The organism is Proteus vulgaris (assembly GCF_033708015.1).
Taxonomy (GTDB): Bacteria; Pseudomonadota; Gammaproteobacteria; order Enterobacterales; family Enterobacteriaceae; genus Proteus.
The window spans coordinates 1278346-1296687 of the sequence record NZ_CP137920.1; the positions used below are offsets into that span (position 1 = coordinate 1278346).

Below are 18342 nucleotides of genomic sequence, written 5' to 3' on the forward strand. Positions count from 1 at the left end.
GATTCTAGGCATTTTTACTCATTCTTATATGTGATGAAAATCATATTTTCAATGAAACAATTGCAACAAATTCATTAATTGGGAGATGTATCTCAAATTTATAGTAAAAATCCCCGAAATAAATTTAATAAAATCGGGGATTTAAGAATGAGAGAGTAAGAAATAGATTAACTATAAAGGTGCAAAATAATAGGAAAGATAAATGGTGCGGTAAGGGAAGTAATAATCCCGCATGTCATTAATGCCAATGAACTATACGCACCTTCAATATAATCGACTTCTGCCGCTCTTGCGGTTCCTACTGCGTGAGAAACCGTACCCATAGCTAAACCACGAGAAGCATGAGTAGGAATTCGTAATATCTTAAATAACGAATGACCAAAAATAGCCCCTAAAATACCCACGGCAATAACACATGCTGCACTGATGGCAGGAATACCACCAATAGAATCTGCGACGGCCATTGCAATCGGTGTTGTCACTGATTTGGGTAAGATTGATGCGGCAATTTCAGGTGTTGCACCAGCCCAGAATGCAATAGCTGTTCCACTGACCATCGCCGCAATACTACCTATAAAGCAAATACTAATTAATGATTTCCACTGTGCGCGAATTTGGTGTAATTGCTGATAAAGCGGTATAGCTAAAGCAACAACAGCAGGTTGTAGTAAGTCATTTAAAATACGACTACCTGCAAAATAATTCTCATAAGGTATTTTAGTTATTAATAAAATAGGAATAATCACCACAATAGCAATTAAAAGCGGATTTAAAATAGGCAATTTAAATCGGGTTGCAAGCTTTCGGGCTAAGTAAAAAATAAAAATACTTAAAGGTAGTGACCACCAAATATTCATCAATATGGCTAACATTTTTTCTTCTCACTTAACGCTTTATCGTCGTCTTTCTCTTTTGTTTCAACAATATCTTCAACTTGGTCTGGTTTTGAACCTACGATAATGCGCTCACGATGAACGTAGTGTGAGCAATATGCAACGAGTGCCATAACACCAAAGGTACTCACGACGCAGGCTAAAACGATAGGAAAAAGTTGCTGACTTAATAAATCATAATAGTTCATTACACCAACACCGATAGGGATAAAGAGTAATGACATATTTTTTAAGAGGATATTGGCGCCGGGTTTAACCCAACGTAAAGGGATAAGCTGGAAAGCAAGTAGACCAAAAAGGATCAGTAAGCCAACAATACTGCCTGGAACCGCGAAGGGTAGAAGGGCTGAAATAAGATTACCCGCAAAGAGACAAAGATAAAGTACTAAAAAAGATCGTAGATAATGCCAAAGTGTAATCTGCAATCGTGCCCGTTTAGATTTCATAATTAAGTGTCCCAAATCAACTAACAGAATTATCATACACCGATTTTGAAAGTGTGCTATGGATCACAATAAAAAAAGAGCGGGGCTCTAATAGAACCCCGCCATTCATTTGCTTGGTAAATGAATCTTGGTTGTTATTTCACTTGTTGACCCGGTTTTGCACCAGAATCTGGGCTGAGTAAGAAGATATCTTTATCACCAGGGCCAGCGGCCATTACCATGCCTTCTGAAATACCAAAACGCATTTTACGGGGTGCTAAGTTTGCCACCATCACCGTTAAGCGACCTTCTAACACTTTAGGATCTGGGTATGCACTACGAATACCTGAGAATACTTGGCGAGTTTCGCCACCTAAATCCAAAATTAATTTCAGCAGTTTGTCTGAGCCTTCAACAAAATCAGCTTGTTTAATTTCAGCGATACGCATATCAATTTTAGCAAAATCGTCAAACTTAATGGTTTCTTGAATCGGTGAATCTGCTAATGGACCCGTGATTTCTTTTACCGGTGCAATGGTGCTTTTTGATGCTTCAACCATCGCGTTGGCTTTATCCATTTCAATGCGATTAAACAACGCTTTGAATTTAGTGATCTCATGACCTAATAGCGGTTGTTCAAGAGCATCCCATGTTAGTTGGGTTTGTAAAAAGGTTTCTGAACGCGCTGTCAGTGAAGGTAATACAGGTTTCAGATAGGTCATCAGCACGCGGAATAGATTAATTCCCATGGTGCAAATGGCTTGTAACTGAGCGTCTTGTCCTTCTTGTTTTGCCACTACCCACGGCGCTTTTTCGTCAATATAGCGGTTAGCTTCATCAGCTAATGCCATAATTTCACGAATAGCTTTACCAAATTCACGATTTTCAAATGATTGTGCGATAGTTTCTTTCATATCAACAAAGTGTTGATAAAGCTTAGCATCATCTAAAGTATCTGCTAGTTTTCCATTGAAACGCTTGCTAATAAAACCCGCTGTACGTGAGGCAAGGTTAACGACTTTATTTACAATGTCACTGTTAACACGTTGGACGAAGTCTTCTAAGTTTAAGTCAATATCGTCAATGCGTGATGAAAGTTTTGCTGCATAATAATAACGTAGACAATCAGCATCAAAATGATCAAGATAAGCGCGCGCAGTAATAAAGGTGCCACGAGATTTTGACATTTTTGCGCCATTTACAGTGACATAACCGTGAACAAACAGATTTGTTGGTTTGCGATATTCGCTACCTTCTAACATTGCAGGCCAAAATAAGCTGTGGAAATAGACGATATCTTTACCAATAAAGTGATAAAGCTCAGTTTTACTGTCTTTATTCCAGAACTCATCAAAACTTAAATCACCACGTTTTTCACATAAGTTTAAGAAAGAGCTCATGTAGCCGATGGGTGCATCTAGCCATACATAGAAATATTTACCCGGAGCATCAGGGATTTCAAATCCAAAATAAGGTGCGTCACGAGTGATATCCCACTGTTGTAAACCGCTATCGAACCACTCTTGCATTTTATTCGCCACTTGCTCTTGCAGAGCACCTGAGCGGATCCACGCTTGTAACATGTTGCTAAATGCAGGTAAGTCGAAGAAATAGTGTTCAGTTTCACGCATAACAGGCGTTGAACCTGATATCACTGAGCGGGGATCAATTAATTCTGTTGGGCTGTACGTTGAGCCACAAACCTCACAGTTATCACCATATTGGTCTTGTGCTTTACATTTAGGACAAGTGCCTTTTACAAAACGGTCAGGCAAAAACATGCCTTTTTCTTCATCATAAAGCTGAGAAATCGTTTTGCTTTTGATGTGACCATTTTTTTTCAATGCAAGATAAATTTTAGTTGATAATTGGCGACTTTCTTCACTGTGTGTAGAGTGATAATTGTCGTAACTAATATTAAAACCTGCAAAATCCTGCTGATGCTCTTTGCTCATTTCTTCAATCATGGCTTCTGGTGTAATACCCAGTTGTTGAGCTTTCAGCATAATTGGTGTGCCGTGAGCATCATCAGCGCAGATAAAATGAACTTCTTTGCCGCGCATTCGTTGATAACGGACCCAGATATCTGCCTGAATGTGCTCAAGGATATGACCGAGATGAATTGAACCGTTAGCATAAGGTAACGCGCAGGTTACCAATAATTTATTCGCGACGTGAGACATAGTAAGGATCTTACTTCCATAAAATTAATAAAAGGGACTTTGATGTTAACCGATCCGTCATGATGTCGCTAGGGCAATAATTGAGTTTTTGCAAGAGAAATTTCAGTTGGCAAATTGAGGTAAGGCATTATCGTAGTCATCTACTATCTGATATGATAGATGTACTCATATATTTAATAAATAATGAAAACGAGAGGAGCCGGGATGAGTGATAAATCCCCCGAGCAGACCACCCCTGAGATTCTGAACGAAAAAGTTTCAGGTGTCTTGTCTACTTTTGAACACCCAACATTGAAACGTAACCTGCTTTCTCTAAAAGCATTACATCAATGCGCGATGATTGACGATGTTCTTCATATCGAGTTAGTGATGCCGTTTGTTTGGAAAAAGCCTTTCCAAGTCCTAATCGAAGAAAAAACAGCTGAACTTCGTAATATCACAGGCGCAAAAGCCATTGAATGGAAACTCAAGCACAATATTTCAACCTTACGTCGCGCAAATGATCTGCCTGGCGTTAATGGTGTACGTAATATTCTTGCTGTGAGTTCTGGCAAAGGTGGCGTTGGTAAATCAAGTACAGCCGTTAATCTTGCATTAGCCCTTGCACAAGAAGGTGCTAAAGTCGGTATTCTTGATGCTGATATTTATGGACCGTCTATTCCTAATATGTTGGGTACCACAATGGAACGTCCAACGTCTCCTGATGGGCAACATATGGCGCCGATTATGGCTTATGGTTTAGCGTCTAACTCTATCGGTTATTTAGTCACAGATGATAATGCCATGGTATGGCGTGGTCCTATGGCGAGCAAAGCATTAATGCAAATGCTCCAAGATACGCTGTGGCCTGATTTGGATTATCTGGTCATCGATATGCCACCGGGAACCGGTGATATCCAATTAACCTTATCTCAAAATATCCCTGTGACGGCTGCGGTTGTGGTCACAACACCACAAGATATCGCGCTGGTGGATGCGATGAAAGGGATCGTCATGTTTAAGAAAGTCAATGTGCCTGTATTAGGTATTATTGAAAACATGAGCGCACATATTTGTAGTAACTGTGGTCACCTTGAACCTATCTTCGGTACTGGTGGTGCAGCTAAATTGGCAGAGAAGTATCATTGTCAATTATTAGGCCAAGTTCCTCTTCATATCTCTTTACGTGAAGATTTAGACCGCGGGCAACCAACAGTAATGCGTGATCCAGAAGGCGAGTTTGCTGATATTTATCGTGAAATCGCGTCAACAGTGTCTGCTCAAATGTATTGGGATGGTGATGCAATTCCAACGGAAATTTCTTTCCGCGCAGTGTAATGACAGCAGAATAATAGGTTGAATTATTTGCTGATTTAAATGGAAAGCGATTTAGCTTTCCATTTTTTACATGCGATTTCCGACTGTTTTTGATAAAAAACCAATAGATTTCTGGTTTTACGCTGGAACCAGAAGGATTTCAAAACTATAATCTGCGCTAGCGTAATATTTACATATTATTACGTTATCCCTCTTTTTATTTCAAACCAGGTTTTTGATTATGGCTGACACAGCACATCAGTGCACAATTGTAGGTATCGCTGGAGCCTCTGCTTCGGGTAAAAGTCTTATTGCAAGTACACTTTACCGTGAATTAAGAGCACAAGTAGGTGATCATAATATCGGAGTGATACCAGAAGATTGTTATTATCGTGACCAAAGTGATTTAACGATGGAAGAACGATATAAGGTCAATTATGACCACCCAAATTCGATGGATCACGCACTCTTATATCAACATTTGTGTGAACTAAAAGCAGGAAAAACCATTGAACTCCCTCAATACGACTACGTTGCTCACACTCGCAAAGCAGAATCCATTCCTTTTCAACCTAAAAAAGTTATTATTATTGAAGGCATCTTATTATTAACAGATAAACGCCTGCGTGAAGAGATGGATTTCTCAATCTTTGTTGATACGCCATTAGATATTTGTTTAATGCGCAGAATTAAACGTGATGTGAATGAACGTGGACGTAGCTTAGACTCAGTCATTGAACAATATAATAAAACTGTTCGCCCTATGTTCTTCCAGTTTATTGAACCTTCAAAACAATATGCCGATATTATTGTGCCTAGAGGGGGTAAAAACCGCGTTGCGATTGATATTCTGAAAGCGAAAATTGGGCAGTTCTGCGAATAATAGGTTCATTTGTGGGCAGCTTTCATGCATGATGAAACTGCCTGTTTAACTTGAAGAAGGAAATAAAATGCGATTATGCGACCGTGATATTATTCAGTGGCTGGATGAAGGCAAGTTAGTCATTGAACCCCGCCCGCCCGTCGAGCGAATTAACGGCGCAACAGCAGATGTTTGTTTAGGAAATCAATTTCGTGTTTTCCAAGGTCATACTGCTGCTTATATTGATTTGAGTGGTCCTAAGGCTGAAGTGAATGCAGCTCTAGAACGTGTAATGAGTGATGAAATTGTTTTACCTGAAGGTGAAGCCTTTTTCTTACATCCCGGTGAATTGGCGTTAGCTGTGACACTTGAGTCAGTCACGTTACCTGATAATGTTGTTGGATGGTTAGATGGACGCTCCTCATTAGCCCGTTTAGGTTTAATGGTGCATGTTACTGCTCATCGTATTGATCCTGGCTGGCATGGACAAATCGTATTAGAATTTTTTAATTCAGGTAAACTTCCTCTTGCATTAAGACCGGGTATGGTTATTGGTGCATTAAGTTTTGAACCTATGTCTGGTTCTGCTGACAGACCTTATAATCGTCGTCAAGATGCAAAATATAAAAATCAACAAGGTGCAGTAGGTAGCCGGATTAGTGAAGATTAACTATCTTTATAATCATCATTATCATGTTCACTAAGCGGGTAATTATATGAAAAGGTTTTTGACAACACTGGCTATTTTGCTTGTGGTCATTTTAGCAGGCTTAACAGCGTTAGTTTTACTCATTAACCCGAATGATTTCCGTGGATACCTTGTTGAAAGGGTTGAAAAACAAAGCGGTTATAAACTCACATTACAAGATGATATGCGTTGGCATGTGTGGCCAAAGTTAAGCATTATCAGTGGTAAAATGTCATTGACAGCCCCTGGTGCTGAAATGCCTTTAATTACAGCCGATAATATGCGTCTTGATGTTGAATTATTACCGCTACTTTCTCATCAACTTGAAGTAAAAGAAGTTATGCTTAAAGGTGCCGTAGTTCGGCAAACACCTGAAAGTAAGGCTATCCCTAAAATCTCACCGCCTTCTGCTCCGCGAGATATTGCTCGCCCCGTTATCGAACCTAGAGCGAATAAGTGGCAGTTGAATATCGCCAAAGTAAAAATTTCAGACAGCTTAATTATTTGGCAAATGAAAAATGGTGAGCAGCTTAATTTACGTGATATTAATTTATCGTTAAAAACAGACGAGAAAAAACAAATTAGTCTTGAGATGAGCACGAAAGTGAATCGTGATCGTCGTGAGATCACGCTCAATGTTGCCGCTGATGCGGATATGAACCGCTATCCTTACCAAGTTACAGGTAATATCAAACAGTTAGATTACGCTTTATCTGGGGTCGGGATCCCTGAAAATGGGATTACAGGAAGTTTAACTTCAGATTTTACGATCCAAAATGAAGGTGTGAGAAAAGTGTCACTCGATAACTTAAATCTCACTGCTAATAATAGCCAATTGCAAGGTAATATTAGCGCAGAATTTGCGGATGTTACTCGTTATCAAGTTGATTTAAAAGGTGAACAATTAAATTTAAATACGTTGTTACCAGAGTTAGCCACGACTAAAACGGCTGAAACTGTATTATTGACGCCTAAAGAGAATAAAACGCCGTCAGCATTCTCATTATTTAATACAGCACATGCCGCACCCGCACCGAATGCCACTATTATGGCTAAACCTGTTATTACTTCAGCCACTGTTGAAAATAAAGAATATGATTTAACACATTGGAGTAATATTGAATTCACATTGAAATTAGCACTGAATAAGCTTCTTTATAAAGATTTAGAGATTAATAATTTTAAACTGGATGCTCTAAATAATCCTCATTCACTGAATATTCAAACTTTAACAGGCCAAGTCCTTCAAGGTGATTTTTCCCTTCCTACGGTTATTTCGACAAGCATTGTGCCAGCGCATATCAGCATGGATATCACAATGAATAATATTCCATTGCAGCCACTATTGCGTGTTTTTAATCAACCTGAAAATTTCAGTGGATTAATTTCAGCAAAAGGAAATTTAGAAGGAAAGGGGTATAACCGAAATGCTTTTTATCATTATTGGCAAGGCACGTTAAATACATCTGTTTCCCAATTTAAAATGCAGGGATTAAATATACCACAGGTTATTCAGCAATCTGTCGCTCAAGCGACGGATAAAGTGATTTATCCTGAAGATATCGAAAGTTATACGCAAGCTGATAATGTGATTGCTCAATTTAAATTAGCACCAAAAGGGAAAGTAACAGTTAATTCACTTGATGCTCAAGCAGATGCCTATCAAATTAAAGGGCAGGGCAAAGTAGATCTTCAACGCCATGATCTTGATGTGATGTTATTTGTTAATATTAAAAAAGGTTGGGGTAAAGAAAATGAATTTATCCGACAATTGGCTAAAATTGAAATTCCATTAAGGCTCTATGGTAATTGGGATGCCATTCAGTATGAACTTAATATTGAAAAATTATTGCGCGACCAATTACAGCAAAAAGCTAAGCAAGCTATCGATAATTGGTTAAATAAACAAGATGCTGATCGCCCAGAAGTGAAAGCACTTAATCAGCTATTAGAGAAAATTTAATTTTACAATTTTTAACTTCGTCACAGGCTTAATAAAAGCACACTATTTTGATAATCGTGTGCTTTTTGCTTTATATCTATCATTTAATTTATTTTTTGAATAAAAAGTAATCATTCGTACTATGTATATGTAAAAAAATAGTCGTTTTTTTTGATATATGTCATACACTGCAACGTTGCCTTTGGGCAGAGTGTGTCAATCGCACTAAACGCAACAATGATGATAAAAATAAAAAACTTCATTTTGTAAATGACTACTTTAGACAGGATAAATAAATGATCGAAATTCTTATCGGCGCCTTCGTTGCTGTTGGTGTTGGGCGTTATATTGTAAAAGGTTATTCACCAACAGGTGTCTTAATGACGGGTGGTCTGTTATTACTGATCATCAGCGTTATTATGGGAAGAGCTGTTTTACCAGCAAGTGCTACTGCAACAGGTTATGGCTTAATCGACATTGTTGAGTATGTGAAAAATCTACTAATGAGCCGTGGTGGCGATTTAGGTATGATGATCATGATACTTTGTGGTTTTGCTTCTTATATGACACACATCGGTGCTAATGATGTTGTTGTTAAATTAGCATCACGTCCACTCAAAATGATTAATTCACCATATCTTCTGATGGTTGCGGCTTACATTGTTGCATGCTTGATGTCACTGGCTGTTTCATCAGCAACAGGTTTAGGTGTGTTATTAATGGCAACACTGTTCCCTGTTATGGTGAATATGGGAATTAGCCGAGGCGCTGCTGCTGCAATTTGTGCGTCTCCAGCTTCTATTATTTTAGCGCCAACATCGGGCGATGTGATTTTAGCCGCTGAAGCGTCTCAAATGCCGCTGATTGATTTCGCATTTAAAACTACATTACCTATTTCGATTGCTGCAATTATTGGTATGTGTATCGCTCACTTCTTCTGGCAGCGTTACCTTGACCGCAAAGAGCATATTGAAACAGAAATGTTAGACGTGAATGAGATCAAAACGCACGCCCCAAGTTTCTATGCGATTTTACCTTTTACACCCATTATCGGTGTTCTCGTTTTTGATGGTAAATGGTTACCAGAACTTCATATTGTTGCCATTATTATCATCTGCATGATTTTAGCGGCTATTATCGAATTTATTCGTAGTTTTAGCGCCAAACAAGTTTTTGAAGGTTTAGAAGTCGCCTACCGTGGTATGGCAGATGCATTTGCTCAAGTTGTTATGTTATTAGTCGCAGCTGGGGTATTTGCTCAGGGCTTGACAACCGTTGGCTTTATCAATGCGCTAATTGAAGGTGCTCAGTCATTAGGTTCGGGTGCGATTGTGATGATGATTGCTCTGGTATTAATCACCATGTTAGCGGCGATGACCACAGGCTCTGGTAACGCACCATTCTATGCATTTGTTGAATTAATTCCTCGTTTAGCAAGTAATATGGGCGTGAATCCAGCTTATTTAACTATTCCTATGTTACAAGCTTCGAACTTAGGTCGTACATTATCTCCGGTTTCTGGTGTTGTGGTTGCGGTCTCAGGAATGGCCAAAATTTCACCTTTCGAAGTAATGAAACGTGTTTCTGTACCTGTATTGGTCGGTCTTGTGATTGTGATTGTTGCGACTGAAATTCTAGTACCAAGTACTTTAGGTTAATTTTTATTGTATTGAATTAATCTAACATTATTGTTTTAAATTTTATCGACGGGCTTTGTGATAAGACAAAGCCCGTTTTTTATTGGATAAAATTAAAAAAAACTACTAGATATAATCTCATAGCATCCATTAATAAATAAAAAATACTAATGTTTTTTATTTTACATATTTTTAGAGTAATTAATTATATTTATATTTTTAGTTATCTATTATGCAATTAAATATCACTTTAAATATTCTTTTTATATTACAGCTTATGTTCAAATCTGGCTGTTTTTTATTTAATTAATTGTATTTAAAAGCTGTTTCTTTAATTTCTCATTATTTATGAAAAATAAATTGCCAAAAAATCACGATAATACATAAGAATAGTTACTTATTTTTCTTTGTTTTTTTACTATCAAATCACACTTTAACGTAAAAATATTTAACGTATTTTATCTGTTCTGATATGTTTGACTTAATTTATTTGTAATTATCAGTTAAATGCATTGTTTTATTGGTTAAAAATGATGCTATGGGTAATAAATTGATATGACGCCTCTATGTGCTTTGGTTTACAGCAAAGGGCGGTAGCGTATTTTAGGTGAGCAATAGCGTTAGTTTGGCAGTGATAGCCACTAAGAAAAATACGTCATTGATCAATTCAATACATACAAAGAGAAGGTGAATAATGGATAGTATTGTTAGGTTTAATGGACAAAATCGAAATAAAATTTAAAATCTTTTTTCAATTTTAATTGTTTCATTTTATACATTAATTCTACTTTTTTCTATTGATGGTTTACAACGAAATAGAACAGTTAATAATTTATTAAATAAACTACCATCATTTTTCACTCCTGCTTATTCTTTTACTTTTTTATTCATCCTGATAATAATATTAACTATAATAGTGCTCTCTGTATTCAAAAAATTTAAAATAGAAATCAGAACAATAATTATACATTCATTTTTTATTTCATTAATTATTTATTTTACCGTTATGTTAATTCCAAATTTAAACACCTACTTATATGATAAATATATTTTTATTTTTTACAATGGGATTATTTGTAATGGCGAGGAACGAACGCAACAAGTATTCTCTTTTATGTTTAGAATATTCACTATAATTTCTGTTTTCAGTATTACATTAATAATTCTTTTTAAAAAAGTAAAAAGTAAAAATTTATAAGAAAATAAATATGTTTTCTTATAACACAGTATCAGTCTGTCAAATAAAAATAGTAAGTTTGAATAATAATCAGAAAAAATACCGGATTGATATAAAGTTAGTTGATGAGCTAAATAAACCTATTTCTGGTATATCATGGTATGCTGAAAATAAATCAACACGTTGTGGGCACAATAAGATTTATAAAGGAAAAAGTGATAAAGATGGAATAATTACCATTAAAAACCTACATAAGCTGGAACTTTTTCTCTTTCTAGAGGCTCAAGAATTTGCTGATGAAATGGAAAAACGACAACTTAGTGCAAGATCAAACACAAACTGAAGTGATCCGTTTTGCCGATCGTGATGAAAAACCGATGGGTTATGAAAGTATGTCTGTACATCTTGCAAAATCCTATGTGGGTGACACCTATGGGATGCATTTTCTGTTAATTCAAGCGACTGAAGTCGCTATCGCCTTTCATGAAGGTGACCTATATAGAATATTATAAGCCCAACGAATTAATGTTATGGATAAATAAAACCAATTTCTTTGGTAAAAATAATGAGGTTTTTTATTTCCGAAAAAGAGGAAGAGATAGTTTTTGCTAAACTTTGGGATAATACAGAAAAAGGTCAATAATCTGATGAAAAAGAAAAAAAATAAAATAGAAGAAATTATGTTTAATTTTCGAATAAATCGTTATTTAGATGATGAGGATTTATATAATCGTCTTATTCAAGGTTATCGACGTGACGAAATTAAGCAAAAAGATTTAATGAGTGATTTATCCATAATTAAATTAAATTCTACTTTTTTAGAAGTGACGGATGTACATTATAAAGAACGTGGTTATGTTACTCTTATTATTTTATTTTGTTTTTCTTTAATGATGTGTTTTTTTTTAAATGCTGTTTTTTTTCCATTAAATATCGATTGGTATATAATATCAATATCAATACCAAGTTTATTTTTTGCTCTTTTTTTCCTTAAAATCGAATGCTTTATTTATACTCATTATCCCATTCGTTTTAATCGTAAAAAACAACTGGTTCATCTATTTAGAGTTAATGGAGAAGTACAAACTATACCTTGGAAAGATATCTATTTTTGTATGCGAAGGGAAAAGCCCGATGGGATGACACCTAAAATGTGGTATCTGTGTGGACATCTTTTAGCTGAAGATGGTATTACGGTTATTGATACCTTTACGGTGAGTATGTATGCGCCGAAAAAAATATATGTGCTACGCTTCTGGGAATTGATACGCCGTTATATGGAAGATAAAAACGGTGTTAAAGAAGTAGCTGATATTTCCAGTTGGTTTTTACCTATCAATGAACGAAAAGAGCCGTTTGGAATAGGGCTTTGGATGTTAACTATGCACAGTGGATTTATTGGTTCAATCATTATGCTTCCCGTAAATATAGCACATGCAGCAGCTCGTTGGCTGACCTTTCAAACCAGTAAAATTCCCCAATGGACACCCGAAGTTGAAGCTCTTTGTCATATCAGTGAGCATGATCCTTATAATTTTGATTGTCATAGTGTGGACATGAAATGGCGTTGGCGTTATTTGCTTTTTTGGCGTTATAAAGAAGGTATTGCTGTGACAGGACGTCGTTGGAAACGATAATTTTAAAAAACTTATTTTTGGGAATAAGCGATGATACGACCGGATTCTATTTTACTAAAAACTCTTCCTATTCCACCTAAATTAAATATAAATAAGCACATTGTTATTGTTTTTTTTCTGGGAGTAATTATATTTTTATCTTTGGTTTTTGTTTCCTACCTATTCAAGATTGACAAACCAAAATTAATATATGTTGTGTTATCTTCAATAACTTCAATCTGTTACTTAATTTTTGATCAAGAAAATAAAAGAAATGAATAATATTTATTCTGGAAAAGAAATTATAAATAATAACTTTTCTATGAGTTTATCATCTAAGATCTCTAATAGATTAAAAAATCATTATGGCACTTTTTGGCGCAGAAAAATAACAATCCAACTCCTCATCGGCACGCCCCTTTCTATCTAAAAACTCACTCCCAATCTAACAACTGATATTACGCATTGTCTCTGGAAAAGGACCTTTTGAATTAGAATCACATGGCGATATCTTCGAAGCAACGGCACTTAAAGATATTACAGTACAATCAACTCAAGGTCATATTCAATTAACTGCTAAAAATGGAATTACTTTAGGCTGTGGCGGTGGATATATTAAAATAATGCCTGATGGCCAAATTGAAATTCATACACCGAGTCGTTTAAGCCTCAAAGGACAACATATTTGGAGTGAGCCAGCGAGTGAAGATTTCCCATTACCAGACCTTCCTCAATCTGTTTGTAAAGAGTGTTTAAAGAAAGCCCAAGAAAATGCTATGGGAGTCGCTATCCGTGAATAATACATTACAATCCCCATCAAAAGAAATAACGGATCAATGGATAAAACAATTAAAATTGATCTCAGAAAAAACACATCTAGATTATCTCGATATTGTTATTGACCAAGCTGGGTTAGAAAATCCCATCGTTCCCGCTTTAATCAAGATGGATAATGATATTAGATGGTTTTCGCTTTTCACTAATATGCCGGAAGAAGGTTTTTTAGAACAAGCTCCTATGCTTATTCGTATTGAATGGAATAAAAGTACACACTTAATTTTGTTAGAAGAGTTGTTTGAATTGCTTTATTCAGAGCCTCGGTTATTAATAACATCATCCCCTCTTCCATTTAATATGTTATCTACTTTTTTACTTTCTCTTGCAGAAGTAGAATGGGGATTTAAATCTTGTTTACTTCGTTTTTATGATACACGCGTATTTCCAACATTAATAAAAGATATTCTTACACCTGAACAAAAAAAAAGATTTACTGATATTACTTTTATTTGGGGCTGGCTAGATAGAGATAATGATATGAGTTGGTTATTAGGCAGTTATCACCCAGAAATTGAGGATGATACTTTTCCAATAATGCAGTTTAATGATGCTCAAATAAATAAATTGGGCTGTATTAGTGATGCTGAAGAACTAAGGTCATATTCTGAATTTAATAACACATCCATAACTCAAGAAGAAAATTTCAATCACTTATATAACCTTGCTATTCAAGCTAATAATAGTGACCACTTAGGCACTGTAGAGGAATATATTCGCAAACACTCTGTTAAGAATTAAATTATTCATATTACTATTTTTCAAATTCACACTTAAAAAGAATATAAAATGAAAAAGATAATTAGAGTTGGAGATACTTTAAATCCTTATGGGGGACAAGTGATGACCGGAAGCTACTTAGCGTATGGAAAACCTGTAGCTTGTATTGGTGATTCTGTTATTTGCAATAAACATGGTGAAAATAAAATTATGGAAGGAGCAACAAATTCAATCATAAATAAAAAAGCCATTGCATTAGATGGACATCATTGCGCTTGTGGTTGTACTTTAGTAAGTTCCCTTTCTGATATAAATATTAAATCATAAACTAATTATTTATATTCCATTATTATTTTATAATATATAAAGTAGGTAATATGATTAAATTAAAAATAATATTATTAATTCTAGCCTATTCCTTTTTCCTTTCTGGTTGTGCCAATGCGGGCTCTTGGGGTGCGAAACCGGAAAACTCCATATTGGGAGCCGGGCTTCAGGGCTATAACCACACGCAATACAGTATTACCGGTTTTTCGATTAATGAAGGTTATGGCAGTATTGGCGGCACGGTCTGTTGTGTGATGATCCCCGAAAAATGGCGCCCTAATTTAATCGCGCATATTCAATGGGAAAAACTCGATAAAAGTAAACTATCTCCAGCACCTGATTTTGATCAAGTAGAAGCCTATAACCGCTGGGAAAAAGAATTAGACCGCTATACGACCTATCACGAAGCTTGGGTGCCAATCCCACAATATGATGAACCTTGTAGTGTAAAAGTGCATTTCTTACCTTGCGACGAAGTGAAAATCACCACGTCTTGCAAGGGATATGGCCATCCTGAATATCCAATTAATGAGCCTCATAATTTGAAGGAGCCCGCTGTATGTCCCCAAAAATAACCTTTTGGCAAATTTCCCCCAAACTTGCCTCGCTCTTAATTATCTCTTTTTTCCTTTCTGGTTGTGCCAATGCGGGCTCTTGGGGTGCAAAACCAGAAAACTCCATCTTGGGAGCCGGGCTTCAGGGCTATAACCACACACAATTTGAAATTTCAGGTTTTTCAATTAATGAAGGTTACGGCAGTATTGGTGGCACGGTCTGTTGTGTGATGATCCCTGAAAAATGGCGCCCTAATTTAATCGCACATATTCAATGGAAAAAGGTGGATACCACAAAATTTCCACCAGCACCTGATTTTGACCAAGTCGAAGCCTATAATCGCTGGGAGCAACAACTGCGCGATAATACCTCAACCCACGAAGCTTGGGTGCCGATCCCGCAATATGACGAACCTTGTAGTGTTAAAGTCCATTTCTTACCTTGCGACGAAGTGAAAATCACCACGTCTTGCAAGGGATATGGCCATCCTGAATATCCAATTAATGAGCCTCATAATTTGAAGGAGCCCGCTGTATGTCCCCAAAAATAACCTTTTGGCAAATTTCCCCCAAACTTGCCTCGCTCTTAATTATCTCTTTTTTCCTTTCTGGTTGTGCCAATGCGGGCTCTTGGGGTGCAAAACCAGAAAACTCCATCTTGGGAGCCGGGCTTCAGGGCTATAACCACACACAATTTGAAATTTCAGGTTTTTCAATTAATGAAGGTTACGGCAGTATTGGTGGCACGGTCTGTTGTGTGATGATCCCTGAAAAATGGCGCCCTAATTTAATCGCACATATTCAATGGAAAAAGGTGGATACCACAAAATTTCCACCAGCACCTGATTTTGACCAAGTCGAAGCCTATAATCGCTGGGAAAAAGAATTAGACCGCTATACGACCTATCACGAAGCTTGGGTGCCAATCCCACAATATGATGAACCTTGTAGTGTAAAAGTGCATTTTTTACCTTGTAATGAAGTAAAAATCACTACTTCCTGTTATAGCTATCACGACCCTGAATATCCAATAACTGAACCAATGAAAATGAAGGAGCCCGCCGTATGTTCGAAGAAATAAAAGCAGATCCAGTTTGGGTACCTAATCATTTCCCTGATAAAGGCCGATTAAAATTAACACAACAACAGATAGAACATAACTATAAAATACGAGAAGAAGAGAAACGAAATCATAGTTCCAGCCTTGCTAGCATAAAAATAACTGCTGTCGAAATTTGCATATTAGTTTCTTTTTCGATGGCACCAATAATAATCGAGATAGAGATATGAAGGCTGAGCCTAAAACCGCCACCAATATTACACATTTATTTGAAGCTACTAACGAAGACTCTGAAGATAAAGCCAAAAAAGAAAGAGAATATTTTAAATATTATATGCCTGGTGTCGGCACAGCCTTTCCTGAAATAGCAGAATATAACTTCACTACTACGGGTTTAAAATATGCTACCGGGGGAGGATCGTATTAATTGGGCATTATTAATGTTAGCCAATACATTAATTATTGCTTCAAATCAAAAGGAATTAGTAACATCTGAATTACGTACTCACTTAAAAGATATGGCAACCCCAACATATCTTCCTATTAGCGGTAAAGGTCGTCGCCGTGCCATTATCCACTCTTTAGTTAATAAAAAGAGATTATTGAAGGATTACAACTTAAACCTAAAACATTAACGATTAAACTTTATGTTTATGGTTTCTCTCGTGGTGCGGCGGAAGCAAGAACCTTTGTTAATTGGGTGACGCAATTATTTGATACCCCAGAAGGAGCCGATAAACCTGTTCAAAAATTATGTGGTATTGATGTAAAAGTCGAATTTATCGGTATTTTAGATACCGTACCCTCTGTGGGTATAGTGCACTTGGCGCCCTTCTTTTCGGGTCATATGGATTGGGCAAATGGTACTCAGCAACTCCCCAGTGAAAAAGTTTTTCCTAACTTTATTAAATGCTGTCGTCACTTTGTTTCTGCCCATGAACAACGTTTCTGTTTTCCTCTAGATACAGTAAGACGGCCTTTAAATTGGGAGAATGAAAAAAATAAAGTAAATATATCTGAAAGTAATAAAAATACTGATGGGAATAAATATGATCGTTATCCTAAAATATCCGATATTGAAGAAGTGGTTTATCCCGGTGGTTCAAACTAAGCTTGAGACAATTGACAGTTGTACACAGTTTATTCCCACCGATGATACTAAAAATTGGAAATAACCCATGAAAAACTTATCTCTTTTTATCTTTATCCTTATTTTACCCACTCTTGCGGGATGTGATAGTGCGGAAAAAAAAGCCAAGAAAGAGGCAGAAACCTATGCATTACGCCAATCTTCATTTGAGAATATGGTTGATATTAAAGGGGGGCGCTTTCAAATGGGGGATTTTGGTGATTTAGTGGCATTAAAAATTCAATATAGTACAGATCCAACGACTAAACCGTTGCATTGGGTAACGTTGTCTGATTTTAAAATGGGAAAATATCGAGTGACGTGGGGGGAGTTTAATCGTTGGCTTGCTTTGCAAGGGCGAGATAAAACGGATTATTACTTAGATATATTTAATAACCCGTATGCAGATAAAGATAAATTGGGGGACGATTATCCTGCCAAGGTTTCTTGGGCTGATGCGAAAGCTTATTGCCAATGGTTGGGAAAAGATACACAGCGCCATACTGATTTGCCCACGGAAGCCCAATGGGAATACGCCGCACGCAGTGGCGGACAACTACTGATTTACGGTAATAGTGACAATAAACTCCATTATCAAGATGATCCTGACCTTAATTTTGTCTCCTTCGGTAAGCCTGTTGGCAGCTTTGCTCCTAACCCTATTGGGCTATATGATATGATGGGTAATGGCAGAGATTGGATTAACGACTGGTATTCCTCCGACTATTATCAACACTCCCCTGAAATTAATCCCCAAGGCCCAGAATCGGGTAAAAAAAAGGTGATACGTGGTTATATGGGATCGTTTGATGGTATGCTCACGATTACTCGTGGTGGCGATCTTCCCGATACTGAATTTGGTAATGGTTTTCGCTGTGTGGAAAACTTGTAATGAAATATTTATCGCTTGAATCTTATCTCTTATTTTATTTCCTCTTACGAAGGGTGATGATAGTGAAAAAGGGCTGAAGAAAAAGCATTAATCTTTTTTTAATAATA

20 protein-coding genes and 2 pseudogenes are annotated in these 18342 nt (G+C 36.6%); 19 read left to right on the forward strand and 3 right to left on the reverse strand.

The features are described from left to right. Positions 1-167: 167 nt before the first annotated feature. The 3 genes from SB028_RS05975 to metG all read right to left on the reverse strand — a co-directional run bounded on the left by SB028_RS05975 (position 168) and on the right by metG (position 3501). Positions 168-863: a CidB/LrgB family autolysis modulator gene (locus tag SB028_RS05975; RefSeq protein ID WP_069367558.1), complete on the reverse strand. Its 696-nt coding sequence runs from the start codon at positions 861-863 to the stop codon at positions 168-170. Between the two features lie 2 nt (positions 864-865). Next, positions 866-1339, reverse strand: a complete 474-nt coding sequence (locus tag SB028_RS05980; RefSeq protein ID WP_036912149.1) for a CidA/LrgA family protein — start codon at positions 1337-1339, stop codon at positions 866-868. A 134-nt stretch (positions 1340-1473) separates the two neighbouring features. Then, a complete protein-coding gene (gene metG / locus SB028_RS05985) occupies positions 1474-3501 on the reverse strand; it encodes a methionine--tRNA ligase (protein ID WP_069367547.1) in 2028 nt (675 codons plus the stop codon). Positions 3502-3705: 204 nt separating this feature from the next. Here metG and apbC point away from each other — a divergent pair, with 204 nt between their 5' ends. The 19 genes and pseudogenes from apbC (at position 3706) to SB028_RS06080 (ending at position 18235) form a co-directional block, all read left to right on the forward strand. Continuing rightward, positions 3706-4818 (forward strand): iron-sulfur cluster carrier protein ApbC, encoded by a 1113-nt coding sequence (gene apbC, locus SB028_RS05990; protein WP_036912151.1) that lies wholly within the window; start codon positions 3706-3708, stop codon positions 4816-4818. Positions 4819-5038: 220 nt separating this feature from the next. Then, positions 5039-5680 (forward strand): uridine kinase, encoded by a 642-nt coding sequence (gene udk, locus SB028_RS05995; protein ID WP_023581260.1) that lies wholly within the window; start codon positions 5039-5041, stop codon positions 5678-5680. A gap of 67 nt (positions 5681-5747) precedes the next feature. After that, positions 5748-6329, forward strand: coding sequence for a dCTP deaminase (dcd, locus tag SB028_RS06000; RefSeq protein WP_006537532.1), 582 nt, complete (start codon positions 5748-5750; stop codon positions 6327-6329). Between the two features lie 46 nt (positions 6330-6375). Then, positions 6376-8310: an outer membrane assembly protein AsmA gene (gene asmA, locus SB028_RS06005; RefSeq protein WP_318859950.1), complete on the forward strand. Its 1935-nt coding sequence runs from the start codon at positions 6376-6378 to the stop codon at positions 8308-8310. A 275-nt stretch (positions 8311-8585) separates the two neighbouring features. After that, positions 8586-9947 (forward strand): anaerobic C4-dicarboxylate transporter DcuC, encoded by a 1362-nt coding sequence (gene dcuC, locus SB028_RS06010; RefSeq protein ID WP_069367549.1) that lies wholly within the window; start codon positions 8586-8588, stop codon positions 9945-9947. Positions 9948-11134: 1187 nt separating this feature from the next. Beyond that, a complete protein-coding gene (locus tag SB028_RS06015) occupies positions 11135-11446 on the forward strand; it encodes a hypothetical protein (protein ID WP_069367550.1) in 312 nt (103 codons plus the stop codon). Positions 11447-11459: 13 nt separating this feature from the next. Then, positions 11460-11597 (forward strand): annotated as a pseudogene (locus tag SB028_RS20700) (type VI secretion system tip protein VgrG); the annotation flags it as partial. A 153-nt stretch (positions 11598-11750) separates the two neighbouring features. After that, a complete protein-coding gene (locus SB028_RS06025) occupies positions 11751-12740 on the forward strand; it encodes a DUF6708 domain-containing protein (protein WP_318859953.1) in 990 nt (329 codons plus the stop codon). Between the two features lie 437 nt (positions 12741-13177). Then, a pseudogene (locus SB028_RS06030) lies at positions 13178-13519 on the forward strand (DUF2345 domain-containing protein); the annotation flags it as partial. Next, positions 13512-14294, forward strand: coding sequence for a DUF4123 domain-containing protein (locus tag SB028_RS06035; RefSeq protein WP_069368852.1), 783 nt, complete (start codon positions 13512-13514; stop codon positions 14292-14294). The pseudogene SB028_RS06030 and the gene SB028_RS06035, both read left to right, overlap by 8 nt. Positions 14295-14342: 48 nt before the next feature. Beyond that, positions 14343-14600, forward strand: a complete 258-nt coding sequence (locus tag SB028_RS06040; RefSeq protein ID WP_069730294.1) for a PAAR domain-containing protein — start codon at positions 14343-14345, stop codon at positions 14598-14600. A 50-nt stretch (positions 14601-14650) separates the two neighbouring features. Beyond that, the gene (locus SB028_RS06045; RefSeq protein WP_077886967.1) at positions 14651-15175 is read left to right on the forward strand and encodes a DUF3304 domain-containing protein; all 525 of its coding nucleotides are present in this window, start codon (positions 14651-14653) and stop codon (positions 15173-15175) included. Further along, the gene (locus tag SB028_RS06050; RefSeq protein WP_318859954.1) at positions 15160-15705 is read left to right on the forward strand and encodes a DUF3304 domain-containing protein; all 546 of its coding nucleotides are present in this window, start codon (positions 15160-15162) and stop codon (positions 15703-15705) included. Before SB028_RS06045 ends, SB028_RS06050 begins: the two co-directional genes overlap by 16 nt. Next, a complete protein-coding gene (locus SB028_RS06055) occupies positions 15690-16235 on the forward strand; it encodes a DUF3304 domain-containing protein (RefSeq protein WP_318859955.1) in 546 nt (181 codons plus the stop codon). Before SB028_RS06050 ends, SB028_RS06055 begins: the two co-directional genes overlap by 16 nt. After that, positions 16220-16444, forward strand: a complete 225-nt coding sequence (locus tag SB028_RS06060; RefSeq protein WP_069369409.1) for a hypothetical protein — start codon at positions 16220-16222, stop codon at positions 16442-16444. The genes SB028_RS06055 and SB028_RS06060 overlap by 16 nt, the downstream gene beginning before the upstream one ends. Continuing rightward, the gene (locus SB028_RS06065) at positions 16441-16641 is read left to right on the forward strand and encodes a DUF2235 domain-containing protein (protein WP_069369410.1); all 201 of its coding nucleotides are present in this window, start codon (positions 16441-16443) and stop codon (positions 16639-16641) included. Before SB028_RS06060 ends, SB028_RS06065 begins: the two co-directional genes overlap by 4 nt. Then, positions 16616-16849: a hypothetical protein gene (locus SB028_RS06070; RefSeq protein ID WP_069730311.1), complete on the forward strand. Its 234-nt coding sequence runs from the start codon at positions 16616-16618 to the stop codon at positions 16847-16849. Before SB028_RS06065 ends, SB028_RS06070 begins: the two co-directional genes overlap by 26 nt. Positions 16850-16914: 65 nt before the next feature. Next, the gene (locus SB028_RS06075; protein WP_318859957.1) at positions 16915-17325 is read left to right on the forward strand and encodes a phospholipase effector Tle1 domain-containing protein; all 411 of its coding nucleotides are present in this window, start codon (positions 16915-16917) and stop codon (positions 17323-17325) included. Between the two features lie 67 nt (positions 17326-17392). After that, complete coding sequence (locus tag SB028_RS06080; RefSeq protein WP_069369401.1) at positions 17393-18235, forward strand: formylglycine-generating enzyme family protein; 843 nt, start codon at positions 17393-17395, stop codon at positions 18233-18235. Positions 18236-18342: the final 107 nt, after the last annotated feature.